Here is a 19,638-nt window from a genome sequence, read left to right as displayed (position 1 = left end):
AAAGCTCAGCCTTCCACGACGGCGTAGGCCGAGTGGTTGTGGATGGATTCGAAGTTCTCGGCTTCCACGCGGTAGCGGGCGATGCCGGGATGCGCGTTCAGGCGGGCGGCCACGTCGCGCACCAGGTCCTCGACGAACTTGGGGTTGTCGTAGGCGCGCTCGGTGACGTACTTCTCGTCGGGGCGCTTGAGCAGGCCCCAGAGTTCGCACGAACCTTCTTCTTCGATCAGGCGGATGACGCCGTCCATGCCGATATCGGCGTTCAGGATGGCCGACACCGTGACGTGCGAGCGCTGGTTGTGCGCGCCGTACTCGGAGATGGCCTTGGAGCAGGGACAGAGGCTGGTGACGGGCACCTGCACGATCAGTTCGAACTCGACCTCGTCGCCCTGGGCGCGCGCGATCCACTGCACTTCGTAGTCCAGCAGGCTTTGCACGCCGGAGATCGGGGCGGACTTGTTGATGAAGTACGGGAAGGCGGCGGTGATGTCGCCGCGTTCGGCATGCAGCAGCGGCAGCATGTCGGCCGCCATGGCGCGGAACAGGGTCGGCGTCATGGGGATGCTGCGGTACTTTTCCAGCAGGGCCACGAAGCGGGACATGTGCGTCCCCTTTTCTTCGGGCGGCAGCGCCACGGTCAGCGTCCAGTTGGCCACGGTGCCCTGGGGCGAGCCGTCGCCGCTTTCAATCAACATGGGGTGGCGCACGCCACGGATGCCCACGCGCTGAATCGGGATGTGCCGGGTGTCCGCCGAACTCTGGACGTCGGGCATCACGATGGCGGGGTCGATCGGAGAATTCATTTCGGCTTACCTGTCTAGGCAGTCAGTCGTGAAAACGCACGGGCCTAGGAATCTTTGAGAAGGGGGCCATTATCGCCCATAGTCCGCCGATCGCCAGGGAAAACCCTTTTATTCGTAGGTTGGCGGGGCCGGAACAGTGTGTTTCATTACCGCGGACAGTGGCCTCGCCCCTGTCCGCGGAATCGGGCCGGATTCAGCCCAGCAGGTCGGCGTAACGAGCGCGGATCGCGCTTTCGATGCCCGCCGCGTCCAGGCCGATGCCGGCCCACAGCGCCGATTGCTCGCCGTGGTCGATGAACTCGTCGGGCAGGCCCAGTTGCAGGACCGGAATCGCAACGCCGGCCGCGCTCAGCGTTTCCAGCACCGCGCTGCCCGCGCCGCCCATGATGGACGCGTCTTCCAGCGTAACCAGGGCGTCGTGGCGGCTGGCCAGGTCGAGGATCAGTTCGCGGTCGATAGGCTTGACGAAGCGCATGTCGGCCACGGTGGCGTCGAGCTTTTCGGCCGCGCCCAACGCGGCCTGGAGCAGCATGCCGAAACCCAGGATGGCAATCTTGCGGCCCTCGCGGCGCACCACGCCGCGACCGAGTTCGACCGTGTCCAGGCCGGGCGCCTCGGCCGCGCCACAGCCCGCGCCGCGCGGATAGCGCACCGACGCCGGGCCGGGATACTGATAACAGGTCGACAGCAGCAGCCGCGTTTCGTTTTCGTCCGAAGGCGTGGCCACGACCATGTTGGGCACGCAGCGCAGGAAGGCGATGTCGTAATTGCCCGCATGCGTGGCGCCGTCCGCGCCCACCAGGCCGGCGCGGTCCAGCGCGAAGGTCACGTCCAGGTTCTGCAGGGCCACGTCGTGGATGAACTGGTCGTAGCCGCGCTGCATGAAGGTGGAGTAGATCGCGACCACCGGCTTCTGGCCTTCGCAGGCGATGCCCGCGGCGAACGTCACGGCGTGCTGCTCGGCGATGCCCACGTCGAAGTAGCGCTGCGGAAAGCGCTTTTCGAATTCGACCAGCCCGCTGCCCTCGCGCATGGCGGGCGTGATGGCGACCAGGCGCGAATCCTGTTCGGCCATGTCGCACAGCCACTGGCCGAACACCTGCGTGAAGCTGCGCTTGCCCGGCGCCTTCGATTGCTGGATGCCGACGGCCGGATCGAACTTGCCCGGGCCGTGGTACAGCACCGGGTCGGCCTCGGCCAGCTTGTAGCCCTGGCCCTTCTTGGTGACCACGTGCAGGAACTGCAGGCCTTCCAGGGCCTTGAGGTTCTGCAGCGTGGGCACCAGCGCGTCCAGGTCGTGTCCGTCGATCGGGCCGACGTAGTTGAAGCCGAATTCCTCGAACAGCGTGGCCGGGGTGACCATGCCCTTGGCATGTTCTTCGAAGCGGCGCGCCAGTTCCAGCACCGGCGGCACGTGCTGCAGCACCGCTCGGCCGACGTTCTTGGCAGCCGCATAGAAGCGGCCCGACATCAGGCGCGCCAGGTAACGGTTCAGCGCCCCCACCGGCGGCGAGATCGACATGTCGTTGTCGTTCAGGATCACCAGCAGGTTGATGTTGGGCGTGACGCCGGCGTTGTTCATGGCTTCGAAGGCCATGCCCGCAGACATCGCGCCGTCGCCGATGATGGCGATGTGCTGGCGCTGCACGCCGGCATTGCGCGAGGCCACCGCCATGCCCAGCGCCGCCGAGATGGAAGTGGACGAATGCGCGGTGCCGAAGGCGTCGTATTCGGATTCGCTGCGTTTCGGGAAGCCCGAAATCCCGCCCTGCTGGCGCAGCTTGGCCATGCCGGCGCGGCGCCCGGTCAGGATCTTGTGCGGGTAGGACTGGTGGCCCACGTCCCAGACGATGCGGTCATGCGGCGTGTCGAACACCTGGTGCAGGGCCAGGGTGAGTTCGACCGTGCCCAGGTTGGACGACAGGTGCCCGCCCGTTTTGGACACCGATTCCAGCACGAAGCCGCGCAGTTCGTCGGCCAGCTTCTTCAGCTCGCGGCGATCCAGGCGCTTGAGGTCAGCCGGGGATTGAATGCGGTCCAGTAAATCTGTCGTCATGCTTTTATGTGGTTCGTTGGCCCGGCCTGCCTCCAGCCCGGGCTGGTCCCGGCTCAGCGGTCTCGTAGGACGATGAAGTCGGCCAGTTCAGCCAGGCGCGATCCGGCCTCGCCCAGCGGAGCCAGGGCCGCCAGCGCGTCCTCACGCAGTTCCTGGGCAAACGCGCGCGCGCCGTCCAGGCCCAGAAGCGATACATAGGTGGGCTTGTTCTCGGCGGCGTCCTTGCCCGGCGTCTTGCCCAGGCTGGCGCTGTCCGCGGTCACGTCCAGGATGTCGTCGACCACCTGGAAGGCCAGCCCCACCGCCTGCGCGTAGGCGTCCAGCGCCTGGCGCGAAGCCGAGCTGGCGCCCGCCACGATGCCGCCCAGGGCCACGCTGCAAGCCAGCATGGCGCCCGTCTTCATGCTGTGCATGGTTTGCAGTTCGTCGCGCGACAGCGCGCGGCCGACGCTGAACAGATCGATGGCCTGGCCGCCCGCCATGCCCTGGCTGCCGGCAGCGCGCGCCAGCGACTGGGTGGCCTGCACGATCAGCGCGGGCGCGATCGGCATGGAGGCCAACAGATCGAAGGCCAGCGGCTGCAGCGCATCGCCCGCCAGCATGGCGGTGGCTTCGTCGAACTGCACATGGGTGGTGGGACGGCCGCGGCGCAGCGTGTCGTCGTCCATGCAGGGCAGGTCGTCGTGCACCAGCGAATAGGCGTGGATCAGTTCCACCGCCGCGGCGGCGCGGTCCAGCGAGGCCTGCACGGCCAGCACGCTGCCGCTGACGGGGCAAGCCTGCCCCGCCGCGTAGACCAGCGCGGCGCGCACCCGCTTGCCGCCGCCGAGCACGGCGTAGCGCATGGCTTCGTGCAGCCGGGCGGGCAACGCGTCAGCCGGGGGGAGCAGATCGTCCAGGACGTCTTCGACGTGCTGGACACGGCCTTGCAACCATTCCGGGAAGGCGAGTTGAATTTGCTTCATCGGGCTCTTATTCGTCATCCAGCGCCGCCGGGTCCAGCGGACGCAGCAGGTCGCCCTCCAGGACCTTGACCTGCTGTTCGGCCTGCGCCAAGCGTTCCTGGCAGACCCGCGTGAGCGCCACGCCGCGCCGGTAGGCGGCAAGCGACTGCTCCAGCGGCAACGAGCCGTCTTCCATGGCCGCTACCAGCGATTCGAGCTCGGCCAGCGCCGTTTCGAAATCCTGGGGCAAGGGACGGTCATCGATCTGCGGATCGGCTTGTGAAGATTTGGCCAAACGGGTCTCCGAGGGCGCTAGGGGTGGATCAATCCGTGAATTGTACGAGATACCCGCAAGGCCGTCGGGCTTGCCGCCGCGCGCGGCGCGTCTCAGGCCGCGGCGCCCGCCAGCCCCGCTATGGAGGCCTGCAGCAGGGGCGCCACGCGCGTACGCAGGTCCGCCTCCGGCAAGAGGCTGGCGGGTCCGCCGCAGCTCATGACGAAGACGCCCTCGCCCGTGATGGACGAGAACGGCACCGCGACCGCATTGATCCCCGACTGCCATTCGCCGATGGCGTAGCAGCAGCCCGTATCGCGCAGTTCGACGCGCGCGCGCTCGACGGCGGCCGCGTCCGGCGCCGTCTCGCCCAGCCGGGCCAGCGCGTCGGCGCAGGCCTGGGGCGGCAGGCTGGCCAGGTAGGCCCGCCCCATGGCGCTGTCCAGGCTGGCGCGATAGCCGACCGGCAGGCGCAGGTAAAGCGCCGAAGAGCCGTGGATGGCTTCGACGTAGGTCATGGCGTCGCCATCGAAGGCGCCCAGGGCCACCGCGCCACCCGTGGCGCGGGCCAGCTCGGTCATCGAGGCCTTGGCCAGTTCGCGCACCTCCAGTCCGGCCAGCAGGCCGAAGCCCAGCGCCAGCACGCCATAGCCCGGCGAATATTTGCCGGTGTCCGGGTGATAGCGCAGATAACCCAATTCAGTAAGGGTGTAGGTGATGCGGCTGATGGTGGGCTTGGGCAGACCGGTCAGACGCGCCAGGTCCAGATTGCCCAAGGCCGTCACGCCATGGCGAAAGCAGCGCAGCACGTCCAGCCCGCGCGCCAGGGCGGTAATGAAATCGGGCGAATTGGCGCCCTCGCCCGCGCCGGGAGCGCGCTTGCGGCGCGCGGGCAGGCTGAGTTCGACCTTGCCGTCCGGCTTGGCGGCGGGATGGGCGATGCGCTTGGCGTCAGAAAAAGATTGCATTTCTATTCGCTTCGTTTTTATAGTTTATTTCGAATAACAAAATTAAATTCCATTTTACGGAATTTAATGCACCCAAGGAGACTTGGCAAGCGCTGCCCGCAGCGCCAAGCCAGGCCCGAACCTCCACTCATGCACGCGATTTCAAGGGGAAAACATGATTCGCACTAGCTTCAAACTGCTGGCCACCCTGCTGCTCAGCGCCGCAGCGCTGGGCGCCCAGGCCGAAACCTATCCGGCCCGGCCGATCAAGGTGGTCTCGCCCTTCCCCGCCGGCGGCGCCACCGACGTGCTGACGCGCATCCTGGCCGAACGCATGGCCAAGACGCTGGGCCAGCCCATGATCGTCGAGAACAAGGCAGGCGCCGGCACCTCGATCGGGGCGGCCTTTGTTTCGCGCGAAGCGCCGGACGGCTACACCATCCTGATGGCGACCAACTCCACGCTGGTCACCAACCGCTATCTGTACAAGGAGCTGCCCTACGATCCCGATGGCTTCGCCCGCATCGGCATGGTCGGCGTGGGACCGCTGGTCCTGCTGTCCAGCCCCAAGCGGCCGTTCAACAGCACCCAGGATGTGGTGGCCTACGCCAAGCAGAATCCGGGCAAGCTGACCTTCGCCACCTTCGGCCCTGGCACGTCCTCTCACCTGGCGGGCGAACTGTTCAAGGAACGCGCAGGCATCGACATCCTGCATGTGCCCTTCAAGGGCGCGACCCAGGCCCTGCCCGCGCTGGTCAGCGGCGACGTGGACCTTTTCTTCGACATGGTGGCCACCGGCATGCCGCAGGCCGATGCCGGCAAGGTCAAGGTCTTCGCCATCACCAGCCCCGGCCGCCTGGCGACGCAGCCCAAGCTGGCGACGCTGGCCGAGCAAGGCTATCCCGCGTTCGACATGACCGCCTGGTTCAGCTTCGTGGCGCCCAAGGGCACGCCCGCCCCCGTGATGGAAAAGCTGCAGCAGGCCCTGACCGAGACCCTGCAGGACGAGACCATCAAGAAGCGCATGCTGGACATGGGCATCGACCCGCGCTCGGGCACGGCCGCGGAACTGGACAAGCAGATCAAGACTGAACAGCCCATCGTGGCGCAGCTGATCAAGCAGGCCAATATCGTCCTGCAATGATGGCACGGCTGGTTTCGTGACAAAACGTAGGCGGGTCCGCGCCCGCCCGTGAATGCGCCGCGCCGCGCGGCATCCGCCGGCAGAGGGCTCCAGCGCCCCTGCCGGTTTTTCATGCGCGTCGATATGCCCTCTAACCCCTGGATACAGAACCAGGACGCTGCCCGCTGCTATGGTGAAAAAGTAGACACCGCCATGGGAGCCCGATGCCGTACGCCGAAGAGAAATATGCGCGCCTGGATGCCGCCCGCTGGCTGGCGGCGGTGGCCGTGGTGCTGCTGCACAGCGCGGCCATGGTGGTAAGCAACCCCGCGGTGTACGGCGGCGGAGCGTGGCTGGCCGCCAATCTGTACGACTCGGCGGCGCGCTGGTGCGTGCCCGTGTTCGTCATGGTCAGCGGCGCCCTGTTGCTGGACCCCGACAAGCCGCAGGACGCGCGCCAGTTCTACAGCCGGCGCATGGCGCGGATCTGCGCGCCGCTCGTGTTCTGGACGTTTTTCTATCTGGCCTGGCGCACGGCGCTGGATTGGTGGGACGACGGCCGCATCGATTTTTCGTTCTGGCCGCGCAAGCTGGTGCAGGGCGAGCCGTACTACCACCTGTGGTACCTGTACATGATCGTGGGCCTGTACCTGTTCGCGCCGCTGGTGCGCATCCTGTATGCGCGCAGCACGCCGCGCGCCCGCGCCTTGTGGGTGGTCGGCATCCTGGGCGTGGCGATCCTGGACGCGTTGTATCGCCGCGCGCTGGGCGCGCCCGCGGGCTTCTTCCTGACCTGGTTCCTGCCCTATCTGGGCTACTTCGTGGCGGGCCGCCTGATCTTCGACGGCCAGATGCGCATCCCGCGCCCTGGCCTGATGCTGGCGGCCAGCGTGGCCGCGACCGCGCTGGGCGTGTATTCGATGTCGAGCAACCGCGCGCTGGATACCTACTTCTACGATTACTTCAGCCTGACGGTGCCGTTCATGTCGCTGGCCGCGTTCCAGTGGATCGTTTCGTCGCCGCGGCTGCCGCGGCTGGCCTCGCTGGCGCCGCTGACCTTCGGCGTCTACCTGATCCATCCGCTGTTCCTCGACGTGGCGCATCGCGCCGGCGCCCTGACGGGCGCGCGCAACGAGGCCTGGACGCTGCCCGTGCTGGCGGTGGCCGTGTTCATGTTGTCGGCCGCCAGCAGCTGGCTGATGAGACGTCATCCGGCGACCCGGCGCTTCGTCTGAAAGGCCTACATCTTCAAGGGGTTATGCCGCGCGTAGCGCGTGCACGACGGCTACGGCGTAACTTCACGAAGCTTCGCAGATCTTCACGGGCGCGGGGTAAGGGCTTGGGGTACAATTCACGGCTTATTTGATCGGCCAGACACCGATTTTTCTTCGCGCCAGCACGGAACGCATCCTGCGGATTTCAAAGCCGCCAGGCAAAAGCCTCTCCGTCCTGGCTTTTTTATCCGAGCGGGGGGAATCATGACCGACATCGGTCGGATGGCACATGTAGTGCCAGCTCGCACCCAGCTACCCGTCAGCGCGTATTTTGACGAAGCCCTCTTTGCCCGCGAGCAAGAACTCATTTTCAAGCAATCCTCGCAATACGTCGGCCACCAGAAAGTGGTGCCCGAAATCGGGGATTGGCGTACGGTGGTCCAGGAAAACGGAGGACGCGTGCTGGTTCGCAATCAGCAAGGCGTCGAACTCATCTCAAATGTCTGCCGCCACCGCCAGGCGCTGATGCTTGGCGGCGAGACCGGCAATGTGGCCGGCAACTGCAATACGCATGGCAATCTGAAGGCAACCGGCGGCAATATCGTTTGCCCCTTGCATCGTTGGACGTACAACAACCAGGGCGAGTTGTTGGGCGCGCCCCAGTTCGCCACCACGCCCTGCATGAACCTGCAGAAGTTCCGCCTGCGCGACTGCCATGGCCTGCTGTTCGAAGGCCCGCGCGATCCGGCCGCCGACATGGCGCCGCTGTTCTCGCGTCCGGAATTCGACTTCGGCGACTACGTGCTGGACCACGTCGAAGTTCACCAGTGCAACTACAACTGGAAGACCTTCATCGAGGTCTACCTCGAGGATTACCACGTCGGTCCGTTCCACCCGGGCCTGGGCCGCTTCGTCACTTGCGACGACCTGAGCTGGGAGTTCAACGACTGGTACAGCCTGCAGAAGGTCGGCGTGCACAACGCCCTGGCGCAGCCGGGCTCCGATGTCTACAAGCAATGGCATGACCGCCTGCTGGCGTTCCGCGAAGGCGATGCGCCGGATTTCGGCGCGGTCTGGGTCACGTACTTCCCGACCCACATGATCGAGCTGTATCCGCACGTGCTGGTGCTCTCCACGCTGTACCCGAAGGGCCCGCAGGAAACGGTCAACGTGGTCGAGTTCTACTACCCCGAGGAAATCGCCGCCTTCGAGCGCGAATTCGTCGAGGCGCAGCGCGCCGCCTACATGGAAACGGCCATCGAGGATGACGAGATCGCCGAGCGCATGGACGCGGGCCGCAAGGCGCTGATGCTGCGCGGCGTGAACGAAACCGGCCCCTACCAGTCGCCCATGGAAGACGGCATGCAGCACTTCCATGAATGGTATCGGCGCATCATGCAGGAGCGGGTCTGAAGCCTGGCTTCGGCGCCTCTCCCATGCAAGAAGGCCTCGCATATGCGAGGCCTTTCTTCTTTCCGGCTGCCGCGATCAGCGGCCCAGCGCGCCCGCCACCGTGCGCTCGCCGATGGCCAGACCCACCGTCATGCCCACACCCGAGTGCATCACCGCCACCGTCGTGGCCGGGTCCACCGGCATGACCGAGAACGGCGCCGGGCCGTGCGCGCCATAGACGCCCTGCCAGCGCTCCAGCACGCGCAAGCGCGCACCCAGCGCCTGGGTCGCCAGGTCCAGCATGGCGTTGTCGACCGCTTCGTCGTTGAACGGCGGCGCGTCCTGGCCGTAGCGGTGCGAATCGCCGATGATCAGTTCGCCATAGGGCGTGGGGCTGATCAGCAGGTGGATGCCGTTCTCCAGCAGCATGGGCGTGCGCGCCTGGATCACGTCGCGCAGCGCCAGCGCCGACGGCAGGTCCGAGAATGCGCCGTAATGCACGCAGGACAGGCCGGTCAGCAAGGGGCGGTCCAGCGCGATGGGCTGGGTCTCGAACGCGGCGCGCAGCATCTGCAGGCGCGTGACCTCCAGGTTCATCGGCGCGAAGCGCTCGGGCAGCAGGGTCAGGTAGTCGTGCCCGGGACAGACGAACACGTGCCCGCCCTTGAACTCTCCCGCCGAGGTGCACACCAGCCCGCCCTCGACCGCGCGCGCCAGCGTGCCGGTGATGAACGTCACGCCCAGCGACTCCGCGAGGTAGCGCGTGATGGCCGGCAGCGCCTCGCGCGAATAGATCTGCAGATCGTCATGGCCTTGCAGGCCGGCGCAGTGATGCGCCAGTTGGCCGCCGTACAAGCGGGCCACCTCGCGGCCCGACAGCAGTTCGGCGCGATAGCCTTCCTGCCGCATGCGCGTGTCGGCGAATTCCTGCAGCACGTCCGCCTCTTCGGCGTTGCGCGCCAGCACCAGGGCGCCGTTGGCGCGCACATGGAAACCCGCGCGCCCCGCCAGATCCAGCCATAGCTCGCGCGCCTGCTGGGCGTGCGACAGCATCATGCCGGGGGCCTGGCCCGTCACGATGACCTGGCCGAAATTGCGGATGGTGGCGCCATGCGCCTGGCGGCTGCGCTCGATCACGGCCACCGACAGGCCGCGCTTGGCGGCGGCCCAGGCGTGGGCGATGCCCAGCATGCCGGCGCCCACCACGACTACGTCGAAATTTTTCATCTGTGGAACATTGCAAAGGGAAATGCGGCGGAAGCCGCCCTGGCGGGCGCTCGCGGGGCGCGGCGGCGTCCTGCGCCGCCGCGGTCAAACGGACTTACTTCTTCTTCGGCTCGGACTTGCCGTCGTAGCGCTTGGTCCACTCGGCGATGATGCGGTCGCGGTTGGTGGCGGCCCAGGTGAAGTCGTTCTTGATCATGCGTTGCATCAGGTCGGCCGGCAGGTTCGGATTGGACGTGGCGATCGACGGGATGGCGAGCACGGCGAAGTTCGCCTTGTACAGCTCGTTGGCTTCGCGGCTGGCGGAGAAGTCGGCCAGCTTGCGGGCGGCTTCCAGGTTCTTGGTGCCCTTCATGATGGCGGTGGCTTCCACTTCCCAGCCCAGGCCTTCCGAGGGGAACACGGCTTCGACCGGCGCGCCGTCGGCCTTCAGCTTGGCGGCGCGGTAGTCGAACGACACGCCGATCGGGAATTCGCCGGCGGCGGCCATGTTGCACGGCTTGGAGCCCGAGTGCGTGTACGAACCGATGTTCTTGTGCAGGGCGTCCATGTAGGCCCAGCCCTTCTCTTCACCGAAGATCTGCAGCCAGGCGCTGACGTCCAGGAAGCCGGTGCCCGACGACGCCGGGTTCGGCATGACGATCTTGCCGGCGTACACCGGCTTGGTCAGGTCCTGCCACGAGGTCGGCTTGGGCAGCTTCTGCTTTTCGGCTTCGATGGTGTTGAAGCAGATGGCGGCGGCGAAGCCGTCCATGCCGACCCAGCTGGGCTCGGCCTTGGCGTCGCGCATGTTGGCGGCGATCTGGTCCAGGCCCTTGGGGGCGTAGGGCTGCAGCATGCCTTCCTTGTCCATCAGGCCCAGCGAGGTGCCGGCCAGGCCCCAGATGGCGTCGGCCTTGGGGTTGTTCTTCTCGGCCAGCAGCTTGGCGGTGATGATGCCGGTGGAGTCGCGCACCCACTGGATCTTGATGTCGGGATTGGCCTTCTCGAACGCGGCCTGATAGGCCTTGATCTGGTCGGCTTCGAGCGCGGTGTAGACCGTCAGCGTGGTCTCGGCGGAGGCGGCGCCCATCACGCCCGTCAGGGCGGCGGCCAGTGCAAGCAGCTTGTAGCGATTCATGAAGTACTCCGTGGGTAAGCGGAAAAAGGCTGAGGGAAGCCCCCAGGGCTGGCGCGAACCGGCCCCGGCAAGCGATGCAGACAGGTGGTTGAGGGTTAAGGGCGCTGGCCTGCGGACAAGCGGGATTCGATGTCGGCGATCACGCCAGGCAGGTCGGCGACGGTGTCGATCAGGTAGTGCGGCGCGGCGGGCGACAGCTCCAGGCTGGCGGCGGTGCGGGCCTTCTGGCGGCCCGCGTCGTCCAGGCTCAGGTATTCCTCCAGCGTCAGACCGGCGGCGTTGCCCGACAGCAGCAGGCCCACGGTCCACATGCCGGCGCGGCGTCCTTCTTCGATGCCGGGCGCGGTGTCGTCGACCTTGACGCAGGCGGCGACGTCGGACAGGCCGAGTTCGACCACGTTCTTCAGCGCCATCGCGGGCGCCGGCCGCGCGCGCGGCACGTCGTCGCTGGCGACGATGCAATCGGGTTCCAGGCCTTCGGAGGCGGCGCGTTCGACCACGCGGCGCATGACGCTGGCGGGATAGCCCGAGCACGAGCCGATCTTCAGGCCCCGCTGGCGCAGGGCGCGCAGCAACTCGGCCGCGCCGGGGATAGCCGCCGAATACTGGGCGACCTTGTCCAGCTGCATCGGCAGGAAGCGCTCATAGATGGCGGTCACGTCGTCATCGGTGGGCAAGCGGCCGAACTGGGCCTGGTACTGGCTGGCGATCACGGGATCGTTGCAAAGCGTGCGGATGTGGTCCCACTTGCCCATGCCCATGGGGCCGCGGGCCTGCTCCAGCGACATCTCCACGCCGAACTGCGAGAACGCGTCCACGAACACCTTGGTGGGCGCGAAGGAGCCGAAGTCGACCAGCGTGCCGGCCCAGTCGAAAATCACCGCTTCCAGGCGGACGGGCAAAGGCGAAACAGTCATGAGGGTCTTCCTTGAGAAATCGTTCAATGGGCCGCGGGGCGGCGCCAGGCCTGGCTGCGCGCCACCAGTGCGCGGCTGGCCAGATGCAGGACCAGGGCGGCCGCGGCCGAACTGGCCATGATCACGGTGCACATGGCGGCGGCAGGACCGATGAAGCCGGCGTCGTCCATGTTCAGCACCGCGACCGCGGCCAGCACCGTCGACGGGCTGTAAAGGAACACGACCGCGGACACCGTGGTCATGGCGGAAACAAACAGGTAGCGGGCCACGTCCAGCGCCGCCGGCAGGCACATCGGCAATGTCACGCGGACAAAGGTCGTCAGGCGCGGCACCTTGAGCGACGCGGAGGCCGCCTCGAATTCGGGGTCCAGCGCGTTGAGCGCGGTGGCGGCGGTGAGGTGCGCGCTGGTGTAGAAGTGGACGATGGTGCACAGGACCAGGAGCGGCATGGTGCCGTACAGCAGGTTCAGCGGGTTCGACAGGCTGTTGAAGAAGAAGATGTAGCCCAGGCCCAGCACCAGGCCGGGTACGGCCATGGGCATCAGCGCCAGCATGCCGACCATGCCGCGCAGACCGCGCGTGAGCGAGCTGCGGGCAGGCACTTTTTCCATCATCCATGCGCCGGTGAAGACCACCGCCGTGCCGGCCAGGGCGGTGCAGAACGCCAGTTGCAGGCTGTTGCGCCAGGCCAGCCAGCCGCCGCCGTCCATATTGTCGAAGTCGTACGAACGCAGCGACATCGACAGGTTGTAGGGCCACATCTTCACGAAGGACGCCCACACCGCCACGCCGATGATCAGCAGCAGGAACGCCGCCAGCACGCCGGCCAGCGCCAGGAACGCGGCATCGCGGCGGCGGTTGACGCCGGCGGCATAGGGCTGGGCCCGGCCGCTCAGCTGGGCGCCCTGGCGGGCGCGCAGCCGCCGGTCCAGGGCGAAGGTCAGGATCGCGGGAAGCAGCAGCAGGATGCCGATGGCCGCGCCCTTGGGAAAGTTCTGCTGGCCGACCACGGCCTTGTAGGCTTCCATCGCCAGCACGTTGTAGTCGCCGCCCACGACCTTGGGCACGCCGAAGTCGGTAACCGTCAGCGTGAACACCACGCAGCAGGCCGAAAACACGGCGTAGCGGGTGCCCGGCAGGGTCACGGTCAGGAAGGTGCGCCAGGGGCCCGCGCCCATGGCGCGCGCGGCGTCATAAAGACGGCCATCGGCCAGCGCCAGGCCGGTCAGCAGAATCATCAGCGCGTGCGGGAAGGTATAGAAAGCCTCGCCAACGACGATGCCCCAGAAACCGTAGATGGTCGCGCCGCCCGTCAGGCTCTTGAGCAGGCCCTGGTTGCCCAGCAGGTACACCAGCGCGATGCCCGGCAGCAGCGACGGCGCCAGCAGCGGCAGCAAGGCGACGGTGCGCAGCAGGCCCTTGCCCGGCAAGCGCGTGCGGGTCAGGCCGTAGGCGAATCCGTACGCGCAGGGCACGACCAGCAGCGTCGTCACGACGCCCACCGCGAGGCTGCGCGCGACCATGGCCATGAAGCCGTCGCCGCCGATGATGTCCGCAAGCACCGACAGCCCGGCCCAGGCGCCGTCGCTGTCGGTCACGGACTTGAGCAAGATGGCGGCCAAGGGCAGCGCCAGGAACAGCAGCAGGCCCAGCGCCAGGGCGCCCTGCCCGGCGGCCAGGCCGAAGGCGCCAACCCAGGCCGGCAGCGGGCGGCGGCCCAGCGCTGGCGCAGGCGCAGGCGTTGCGAAGCTTCCAGCTGCCGGCGCGGCGGCGTTGGAGGAACGGGTCATGGCCGGATCAAGCGTAGGCGCGTATCGCATGGCGCGGCAGCTCCACCCAGCAGCGGCTGGCGGCGTGAGGGCCCAGCAGGGCGTCTCCGATTTCAGGGGACACGATGGAATGCACCGTGCTGCCGGGTACGCCCTCAAGGCGCAGGGCCAGGCGATAGCCGCGGCCGAGGAACACGCCGTCCAGCACATCGGCCAGCATGGCGTTGGGCTGGTCCGGGCGCGCGGTGCTGACGCGCACGGCTTCCGGGCGCACGAACAGCTTGCCGCTGGCGGCATCCAGCGCCTCATCCACGGCCAGTTCCTGGCGTCCGACACGGGCGCGGTGCGCATCCAGGCGCTCGAACGGCAGCCAGTTCGCCTCGCCCACGAAATCGGCGATGAAGGCCGAGCCGGGTTGGCGGTAGAGTTCGCGCGGCGTGCCGTACTGCTCGATGATCCCGCCATTCATGACGGCGATGCGGTCGGCCATCACCATGGCCTCTTCCTGATCGTGCGTGACCATCAGCGTGGTGATGGAAAGGCGCTTCTGCAAGGCCCGCAGCTCGATGCGCAGATGCTCGCGCACGCGGGCGTCCAGCGCCGACATGGGCTCGTCCAGCAGCAGCAGGGACGGCGACGGCGCCAGCGCGCGCGCCAGGGCCACGCGCTGCTGCTGCCCGCCAGAGATCTGTCCCGGGTATTTATCCGCCGCGCCCGCCAGGCCGACCAGCGTCAGCATTTCCTCGACGCGGTTGGCGACGTGGTTGCGGTGGGCGCGCTTGCCGCTCAGGCCGTAGGCCACGTTCTGGGCCACGGTCAGGTTGGGAAACAGCGCGTACGACTGGAACAGGATGCCGTAGTCGCGCGCCTGCGGTTCGGCGTGCGAGATGTCGCGCCCGGACAGGACGATGGTGCCGCTGTCCTGGCGTTCCAGGCCGGCGATGGCGCGCAGCAAGGTGGTCTTGCCGCAGCCCGAGGGGCCCAGCAGGCACACCAGCTCCCCGGCGCGGATGTCGAGCGAGACGTCCGACAGCGCGGTATGGCTGCCAAAGCGCTTCACTAGATGCCTGACAGAGAGAAATGCGGTATCGCGTTCGGCCATGGGGCCTCCGGTTTGGGAACGAAGGCAGTATGGAAGACGCGTATTGAGTGTTTATGACACTTCGCGCAAATGCAGTAATAAAAACATCAAATTATTTTGGTGTACTGGCGGTCTTGCGCATTGCGCCCTATTCCGCCCCCTGCACCGTGCTTGTCGCCGAACTCAAATCCTTCTACGCCGTGGCCCGCTGCGGCACCGTCACCAAGGCCGCCGCCCAGCTGGGCGTCAGCCAGCCCACGGTGACCGGGCAATTGCGCCAGCTGGAGTCGCGTTACGGCGTCGAACTGTTCCACCGCCAGGGGCGCGGCATGCGCCTGTCGGACGCGGGCCACAGCCTGATGCCCATGGTGGAAAAACTGGTCCAGCAGGAAACCGAGATCGACTTCCGCCTGCGCGACGCCAGCGACCTGCGCGAAGGCAATCTGCGCATCGGCGCCACCGGCCCCTACTACATCATGGACACGGTGCGCGCCTACAACCAGCGCTACCCGGGCATAGATCTGACGCTGGCTATCGGCAACTCGCAAAGCATGCTCCAGGCGCTGCATGACTATCGCATCGAGATTGCCACGTCGTCGTTTCTGATGGATGACAAGCACCTGTACCGGCGCATGATCGCCGCCGACCCCATCCGTGTAGTGGCGCATCGCGACCATCCCCTGGCGCGCCGCGGCCGGGTCCGACTGGCCGACCTGGCCGACCACGCGCTGCTGTTGCGCGAACCCGGCTCCATGACGCGGCAACTGACGGAGGACGCCTTGCTGGCGGCTGGCGTCACGGTGCGCCGCACGCTGGAAATCGGCAGCCGTGAATCCATCCGCCAAGCCACCCTGTGCGGCCTGGGAATCAGCCTGATCCCCTCGCGCGAGATCCCTTCCCATCCCGACCTGGCGGCCCTGGACATCGAGGGCGCCGACATCGTGATGCACGAATACCTGTACTGCCTGCGCGAGCGCCAACCGGTGCAGTTGATCGCGCGCTTTCTGGAGATGGCGCCAGCCGCCGGCTGAGCGCCGCCCTCCCCTATGCGGCCACCCAGGAGACAACCATGGCCTTGACCTTGCAAGATATCGAGCAGATTTTCCTGGAGCGCGGACACCGCTCCTATGACGGCGAATCCGTCAGCCACCTGCGGCACGCGCTGCAGACCGCGGCGCTGGCGGAACGCAACGGCGCCGGCGCCCACCTGATCACCGCCAGCCTGCTGCACGACCTGGGCCATCTCATCGCCGACCGGCCCGGCACGCCCACGCTGCGCGGCATCGACGACAAGCACCAGTACTTCGTCCTGCCCTTCCTGCGCGGCCTGTTCAGCTCGGCGGTGCTGGATCCGATCCGGCTGCATGTGGAAGCCAAGCGCTACCTCTGCTATGTGGAACCGCAATATGAAGCGTCGCTCTCGGAGGATTCGAAACGCAGCCTGGCGCTGCAGGGGGGCAGTTTCGATGCGAGCCAGGCGGTGGAATTCGCGAGCATGCCGGGCGCGCCGGATGCGATCCGCCTGAGGCGGTGGGACGACATGGCCAAGGTTCCGGGGCTGGCGACGCCGCCCCTGGACCATTTCCTGGAAATCGCCGAAAGCATCTCGGGGCGGATCAAGCTGGCTGCCATCTGGTAGGGCTGGCGGGAAAGCCATGCGTCCTGGCGGCCCAGACGACCGCCAGCGTCGCCGCCAGCAGCGCCAGCAGGGCCGGCACGAACGCGCCCACGCCCAGGCGTTCGAGCAACGCGCCGCCAACGATGCCGCCCGCGGCAATCGCCGTGTTCCACGCGGTCACCAGCATCGACTGCGCCACGTCCGCGGCGTCGCCCGCCGTCTTGGCCAGCGCGGTCTGGAACAGCGTCGGCGAACCGCCGAACGCCACGCCCCAAGCCCCCACCGACAGATAAAGCATGGCCGGCATGCCGCCCGCGATACCCAGCGCCAACGCGGCCAGGCCGAACAGGGCGACGCAAGCCAAAGTCAGCGCCCGCAAATGGCGGTCGATCAACGTCCCGACCAGCCAGATCCCGGCCAGGGAACTGAGTCCGAACACCAGCAGCACCAGCTCGGTGCTTGCGGCCATGCCCAGCGATGCCAGGAACGGTGCGATGTAGATGTAAAGAATGTTGTGCGCGAGGACGAACGCCAGCACCGCGAACAGCACCGGACGCACGCCGGGCAGCAGGAAGACATGCCGCAGCGGCAGTTGCTTGCCCCGGGCCTGTCCCGCAAAGTCCGGCACCCGCAAGCGCACCCAGACCATCAGCAGCACTGCCAGCGCGCTCATGATGCCAAAGCCGATGCGCCACCCCCACAGCGCCCCAAGAAAAGTTCCGGCAGGCACGCCCAGCGACAGCGCCAGCGGCGCGCCCAGCATCGCCACCGCGATCGCGCGGCCCTGCTGATGTGCGGGCACCATACGCGCGGCGTAGCCCGCCAGCAGCGCCCACAACAATCCCGCCGACATGCCGGCCAGGAAGCGCGCGGCCAGGGTCAGCACATAGCTGAAAGACAACGCGGTCACTGTATTGGCCAGCACGAACCCGGCGATCGCCGCCAGCAGCAGCGGACGCCGCCGCACGCCCCGGGTCGCGGCGACCAGCGGGATCGCCGCCGCCAGCGACCCGATCGCATAGATGGTGACGGTCTGGCCGATACTGGCCTGGGACACGGCCAGGCCCTGCGCCATCTGCGGCAACAGCCCGGCCGGCAGCGCCTCGGTCAGGATGGTGATGAAGCCGGCCATCGCCAGCGCCAGCAAGGCGCCCAGCGGCAGCCGGTCGCGGCCGGCGGGGGGACGCGCCGGCGCAGTGCGCGGACGCGGGGAATTCGTAGGTTTTTTCATCTCAGGCACCTCGGTTGCAGCTTGGTGCCGAGACGATATAGGCCCGGAGATTAAAGAAAAAGTAGGCTACATTTCCTTCTTCTGCGGAACCAGATGTCCGCAATCAAGGAAACCAGATGGATAGCCTCAATGGCTTTGTCGTGTTCGTGCAGGTTGCGGAAACGCGCAGCTTCGTCGCCGCCGGCAGGCTGCTGGGCGTGTCGGCATCCGCCATCGGCAAGAGCGTGGCGCGGTTGGAAGAAAAGCTGGGCGTGCGCCTGTTCCACCGCAGTACGCGCAGCGTCACCTTGACGGCCGAGGGCGCGCTGTTCCTGGAACGCAGCCGCCGCATCCTGGCCGAGATCGAAGCGGCCGAACTGGAGCTGTCGCAGGCCGCCGCCGCGCCCCGCGGACGCCTTCGCGTCAGCCTGCCGCTGGTCAGCGGACTGGTGCTGCCGGTGCTGGGCGAGTTCATGCGCGAGTATCCCGAGATCGAACTCGACCTGGATTTCACCGACCGGATGGTGGACGTGATCGAAGAGGGCTTCGATGCCGTGGTGCGCACGGGCGAACCCGCCGACTCCCGCCTGTCGGCGCGCCGCCTCGGCGCGTTCCAGATCCTGCTGGTCGCCTCCCCCGCCTACCTGGCCAGCCGCGGCACGCCCAAAACGCCGGCCGACCTGCTGCGCCATAGCTGCCTGCACTACCGCTTTCCCAGCAGCGGCAAGCTGGAGACTTGGGCTCTGCGGCAAGCCGAAGGCGAGCCAGAGCTGCAGCTGCCCGTCTCGATGATCTGCAACAACATCGAGACGCGCGCCTGCTTCGCGCTGCAAGGACTGGGTATTGCCTACCTGCCGGACTTCGCCATCCGCGAACCCTTGGCGGATGGCCGCCTGGTGCAGGTCCTGAAAGGCAAATCGGAGCGGACCAACGTCTTCCACATCCTGTGGCCTGCCAGCAAGCACCCGTCGCCGAAGGTCCGGGCGCTGGTGGACTTTCTGGGTGCCCGGGTATTCGCGGACGCCCGGGCGTCCAAGCCCGGGCATCAGGTCCAGGCGTCAGGTCACTGAGCGCCCGTGGCCACCGGGCGGGACGGATCGCTGCACCACTCGCTCCAGGAGCCCGGGTACAGGCGCGAACCGGACAAGCCCGCGATTTCCATGGACAGCAGGTTGTGGCAAGCCGTGATGCCCGAGCCGCACTGATGCACGATGACCGCCGGATCGCGGCCGTCCAGCAGGCTGGCGAACTCCTCGCGCAACTGCGCGGCCGGCTTGAAACGGCCGTCGGCCTGCAGGTTCTCGCCGTTGGGACGGTTCAACGCGCCCGGAATGTGGCCGGCCACCGGGTCCATGGGCTCGACCTCGCCGCGGTAGCGGTTGGCCGCGCGCGCGTCGATCACGGTGAAGGCCGGACGGGCGATGTTGTCCAGCACCGCCTGCGCATCCACCGAACCCGCCAGCGAGGCGCCCGGCTCCACCGGCTGGCCCGCGCGCACGGCGGCGCCGGCTTCGGTCGTGGTCGGCAGGCCGGCCGCGGTCCAGGCCTGCCAGCCGCCGTCCAGCACCGCCACCTGGTCGTGGCCCAGCCAGCGCAACATCCACCACAGGTGCGCGGCGTACATGCCGCCGCTGGCGTCGTAGGCCACCACCAGGGTCTTGGGCGTCACGCCGTGGGCGGCCATGAGCGCGCCGAACGCGCCTCGCGACGGCAACGGATGACGGCCGTTCTTGCCGGTGCGGGCTGCGGACAGCTCGGTTTCGTGATCCAGGTAGCGCGCGCCGGGGATGTGGCCCGCGTCATAGGCCTGACGGCCCGCCGCGTGGTTGGTCAGATCGTGGCGCACGTCGAACACGCGCACGTCCGGCGCATCCAGGCGCGCGGCCAGTTCGGCGGCGGAAATCAGGGTCATCGGCATTCGGTGTGCTCCTGTAAGGGTGTGGGGC

The 19,638-nt window shown here is 67.5% G+C and carries 18 protein-coding genes; 6 read left to right on the top strand and 12 right to left on the bottom strand.

Annotated elements, in window-relative coordinates:
- Positions 1-5 precede the first annotated feature (5 nt).
- From folE2 to N5C88_RS03565, 5 genes are all read right to left on the bottom strand, one after another.
- Positions 6-803: a GTP cyclohydrolase FolE2 gene (gene folE2 / locus N5C88_RS03585; RefSeq protein WP_054451025.1), complete on the bottom strand. Its 798-nt coding sequence runs from the start codon at positions 801-803 to the stop codon at positions 6-8.
- A 193-nt stretch (positions 804-996) separates the two neighbouring features.
- On the bottom strand, positions 997-2,859 hold the full coding sequence (gene dxs / locus N5C88_RS03580; RefSeq protein WP_059379250.1) for a 1-deoxy-D-xylulose-5-phosphate synthase: 1,863 nt from the start codon (positions 2,857-2,859) through the stop codon (positions 997-999).
- 53 nt (positions 2,860-2,912) lie between these two features.
- The gene (locus tag N5C88_RS03575) at positions 2,913-3,824 is read right to left on the bottom strand and encodes a polyprenyl synthetase family protein (RefSeq protein ID WP_059379251.1); all 912 of its coding nucleotides are present in this window, start codon (positions 3,822-3,824) and stop codon (positions 2,913-2,915) included.
- Positions 3,825-3,831: 7 nt separating this feature from the next.
- Positions 3,832-4,098: an exodeoxyribonuclease VII small subunit gene (locus N5C88_RS03570; RefSeq protein WP_054451022.1), complete on the bottom strand. Its 267-nt coding sequence runs from the start codon at positions 4,096-4,098 to the stop codon at positions 3,832-3,834.
- A gap of 92 nt (positions 4,099-4,190) precedes the next feature.
- Complete coding sequence (locus N5C88_RS03565; protein ID WP_280014703.1) at positions 4,191-5,045, bottom strand: IclR family transcriptional regulator; 855 nt, start codon at positions 5,043-5,045, stop codon at positions 4,191-4,193.
- Between the two features lie 154 nt (positions 5,046-5,199).
- Here N5C88_RS03565 and N5C88_RS03560 point away from each other — a divergent pair, with 154 nt between their 5' ends.
- The 3 genes from N5C88_RS03560 (at position 5,200) to N5C88_RS03550 (ending at position 8,774) form a co-directional block, all read left to right on the top strand.
- On the top strand, positions 5,200-6,168 hold the full coding sequence (locus N5C88_RS03560) for a tripartite tricarboxylate transporter substrate binding protein (RefSeq protein ID WP_059379253.1): 969 nt from the start codon (positions 5,200-5,202) through the stop codon (positions 6,166-6,168).
- A gap of 203 nt (positions 6,169-6,371) precedes the next feature.
- Positions 6,372-7,382 (top strand): acyltransferase family protein, encoded by a 1,011-nt coding sequence (locus N5C88_RS03555; RefSeq protein ID WP_118933355.1) that lies wholly within the window; start codon positions 6,372-6,374, stop codon positions 7,380-7,382.
- 243 nt (positions 7,383-7,625) lie between these two features.
- Entirely contained in the window at positions 7,626-8,774 is a 1,149-nt protein-coding gene (locus N5C88_RS03550; RefSeq protein WP_280014702.1) for an aromatic ring-hydroxylating dioxygenase subunit alpha, read from the top strand.
- A gap of 75 nt (positions 8,775-8,849) precedes the next feature.
- Here the strand turns inward: N5C88_RS03550 and N5C88_RS03545 are convergent, their stop codons facing one another.
- The 5 genes from N5C88_RS03545 to N5C88_RS03525 all read right to left on the bottom strand — a co-directional run bounded on the left by N5C88_RS03545 (position 8,850) and on the right by N5C88_RS03525 (position 14,885).
- A complete protein-coding gene (locus tag N5C88_RS03545; RefSeq protein ID WP_280014701.1) occupies positions 8,850-9,980 on the bottom strand; it encodes a TIGR03364 family FAD-dependent oxidoreductase in 1,131 nt (376 codons plus the stop codon).
- A gap of 94 nt (positions 9,981-10,074) precedes the next feature.
- Complete coding sequence (locus N5C88_RS03540; protein WP_054451016.1) at positions 10,075-11,097, bottom strand: putative 2-aminoethylphosphonate ABC transporter substrate-binding protein; 1,023 nt, start codon at positions 11,095-11,097, stop codon at positions 10,075-10,077.
- A gap of 95 nt (positions 11,098-11,192) precedes the next feature.
- On the bottom strand, positions 11,193-12,014 hold the full coding sequence (phnX, locus tag N5C88_RS03535) for a phosphonoacetaldehyde hydrolase (protein ID WP_118933356.1): 822 nt from the start codon (positions 12,012-12,014) through the stop codon (positions 11,193-11,195).
- A 23-nt stretch (positions 12,015-12,037) separates the two neighbouring features.
- Positions 12,038-13,804 carry a putative 2-aminoethylphosphonate ABC transporter permease subunit gene (locus N5C88_RS03530; protein ID WP_280014700.1) on the bottom strand — a complete coding sequence of 589 codons (1,767 nt, stop codon included), beginning with the start codon at positions 13,802-13,804 and terminating at the stop codon, positions 12,038-12,040.
- Between the two features lie 7 nt (positions 13,805-13,811).
- On the bottom strand, positions 13,812-14,885 hold the full coding sequence (locus N5C88_RS03525) for a putative 2-aminoethylphosphonate ABC transporter ATP-binding protein (protein WP_118933358.1): 1,074 nt from the start codon (positions 14,883-14,885) through the stop codon (positions 13,812-13,814).
- A 146-nt stretch (positions 14,886-15,031) separates the two neighbouring features.
- Between N5C88_RS03525 and N5C88_RS03520 the strand changes: the two genes are divergently transcribed.
- Together N5C88_RS03520 and N5C88_RS03515 are read left to right on the top strand one after the other, a co-directional pair.
- Complete coding sequence (locus N5C88_RS03520; protein WP_059379260.1) at positions 15,032-15,895, top strand: LysR family transcriptional regulator; 864 nt, start codon at positions 15,032-15,034, stop codon at positions 15,893-15,895.
- Between the two features lie 38 nt (positions 15,896-15,933).
- Entirely contained in the window at positions 15,934-16,503 is a 570-nt protein-coding gene (locus tag N5C88_RS03515) for a phosphonate degradation HD-domain oxygenase (RefSeq protein ID WP_280014699.1), read from the top strand.
- Here the strand turns inward: N5C88_RS03515 and N5C88_RS03510 are convergent.
- Positions 16,481-17,713, bottom strand: coding sequence for an MFS transporter (locus N5C88_RS03510; RefSeq protein ID WP_280014698.1), 1,233 nt, complete (start codon positions 17,711-17,713; stop codon positions 16,481-16,483). The genes N5C88_RS03515 and N5C88_RS03510 overlap by 23 nt on opposite strands.
- Positions 17,714-17,829: 116 nt before the next feature.
- On the opposite strand from N5C88_RS03510, the gene N5C88_RS03505 reads away from it, so the two are divergent.
- Positions 17,830-18,762 (top strand): LysR family transcriptional regulator, encoded by a 933-nt coding sequence (locus N5C88_RS03505; RefSeq protein WP_280014696.1) that lies wholly within the window; start codon positions 17,830-17,832, stop codon positions 18,760-18,762.
- Here N5C88_RS03505 and N5C88_RS03500 read toward each other — a convergent pair.
- Entirely contained in the window at positions 18,756-19,610 is an 855-nt protein-coding gene (locus tag N5C88_RS03500) for a sulfurtransferase (protein WP_280014695.1), read from the bottom strand. The two genes, N5C88_RS03505 and N5C88_RS03500, sit on opposite strands and share 7 nt — an antisense overlap.
- Between the last annotated feature and the right edge of the window lie 28 nt (positions 19,611-19,638).

This window comes from Achromobacter sp. GD03932 (genome assembly GCF_029839485.1).
Taxonomy (GTDB): Bacteria; Pseudomonadota; Gammaproteobacteria; order Burkholderiales; family Burkholderiaceae_B; genus Achromobacter; species Achromobacter bronchisepticus_A.
Note: the sequence above shows the minus strand (reverse complement) of the source record. Positions and strands in the feature narration are given on the sequence as shown.

Coding starts and splice junctions, on each gene's coding strand:
- folE2 (WP_054451025.1), bottom strand. CDS start 803: ATGAATTCTCCGATCGACCCCGCCATCGTGATGCCCGACGTCCAGAGT.
- dxs (WP_059379250.1), bottom strand. CDS start 2,859: ATGACGACAGATTTACTGGACCGCATTCAATCCCCGGCTGACCTCAAG.
- N5C88_RS03575 (WP_059379251.1), bottom strand. CDS start 3,824: ATGAAGCAAATTCAACTCGCCTTCCCGGAATGGTTGCAAGGCCGTGTC.
- N5C88_RS03565 (WP_280014703.1), bottom strand. CDS start 5,045: ATGCAATCTTTTTCTGACGCCAAGCGCATCGCCCATCCCGCCGCCAAG.
- N5C88_RS03560 (WP_059379253.1), top strand. CDS start 5,200: ATGATTCGCACTAGCTTCAAACTGCTGGCCACCCTGCTGCTCAGCGCC.
- N5C88_RS03555 (WP_118933355.1), top strand. CDS start 6,372: ATGCCGTACGCCGAAGAGAAATATGCGCGCCTGGATGCCGCCCGCTGG.
- N5C88_RS03550 (WP_280014702.1), top strand. CDS start 7,626: ATGACCGACATCGGTCGGATGGCACATGTAGTGCCAGCTCGCACCCAG.
- N5C88_RS03545 (WP_280014701.1), bottom strand. CDS start 9,980: ATGAAAAATTTCGACGTAGTCGTGGTGGGCGCCGGCATGCTGGGCATC.
- N5C88_RS03540 (WP_054451016.1), bottom strand. CDS start 11,097: ATGAATCGCTACAAGCTGCTTGCACTGGCCGCCGCCCTGACGGGCGTG.
- phnX (WP_118933356.1), bottom strand. CDS start 12,014: ATGACTGTTTCGCCTTTGCCCGTCCGCCTGGAAGCGGTGATTTTCGAC.
- N5C88_RS03530 (WP_280014700.1), bottom strand. CDS start 13,804: ATGACCCGTTCCTCCAACGCCGCCGCGCCGGCAGCTGGAAGCTTCGCA.
- N5C88_RS03525 (WP_118933358.1), bottom strand. CDS start 14,885: ATGGCCGAACGCGATACCGCATTTCTCTCTGTCAGGCATCTAGTGAAG.
- N5C88_RS03515 (WP_280014699.1), top strand. CDS start 15,934: ATGGCCTTGACCTTGCAAGATATCGAGCAGATTTTCCTGGAGCGCGGA.
- N5C88_RS03510 (WP_280014698.1), bottom strand. CDS start 17,713: ATGAAAAAACCTACGAATTCCCCGCGTCCGCGCACTGCGCCGGCGCGT.
- N5C88_RS03505 (WP_280014696.1), top strand. CDS start 17,830: ATGGATAGCCTCAATGGCTTTGTCGTGTTCGTGCAGGTTGCGGAAACG.
- N5C88_RS03500 (WP_280014695.1), bottom strand. CDS start 19,610: ATGCCGATGACCCTGATTTCCGCCGCCGAACTGGCCGCGCGCCTGGAT.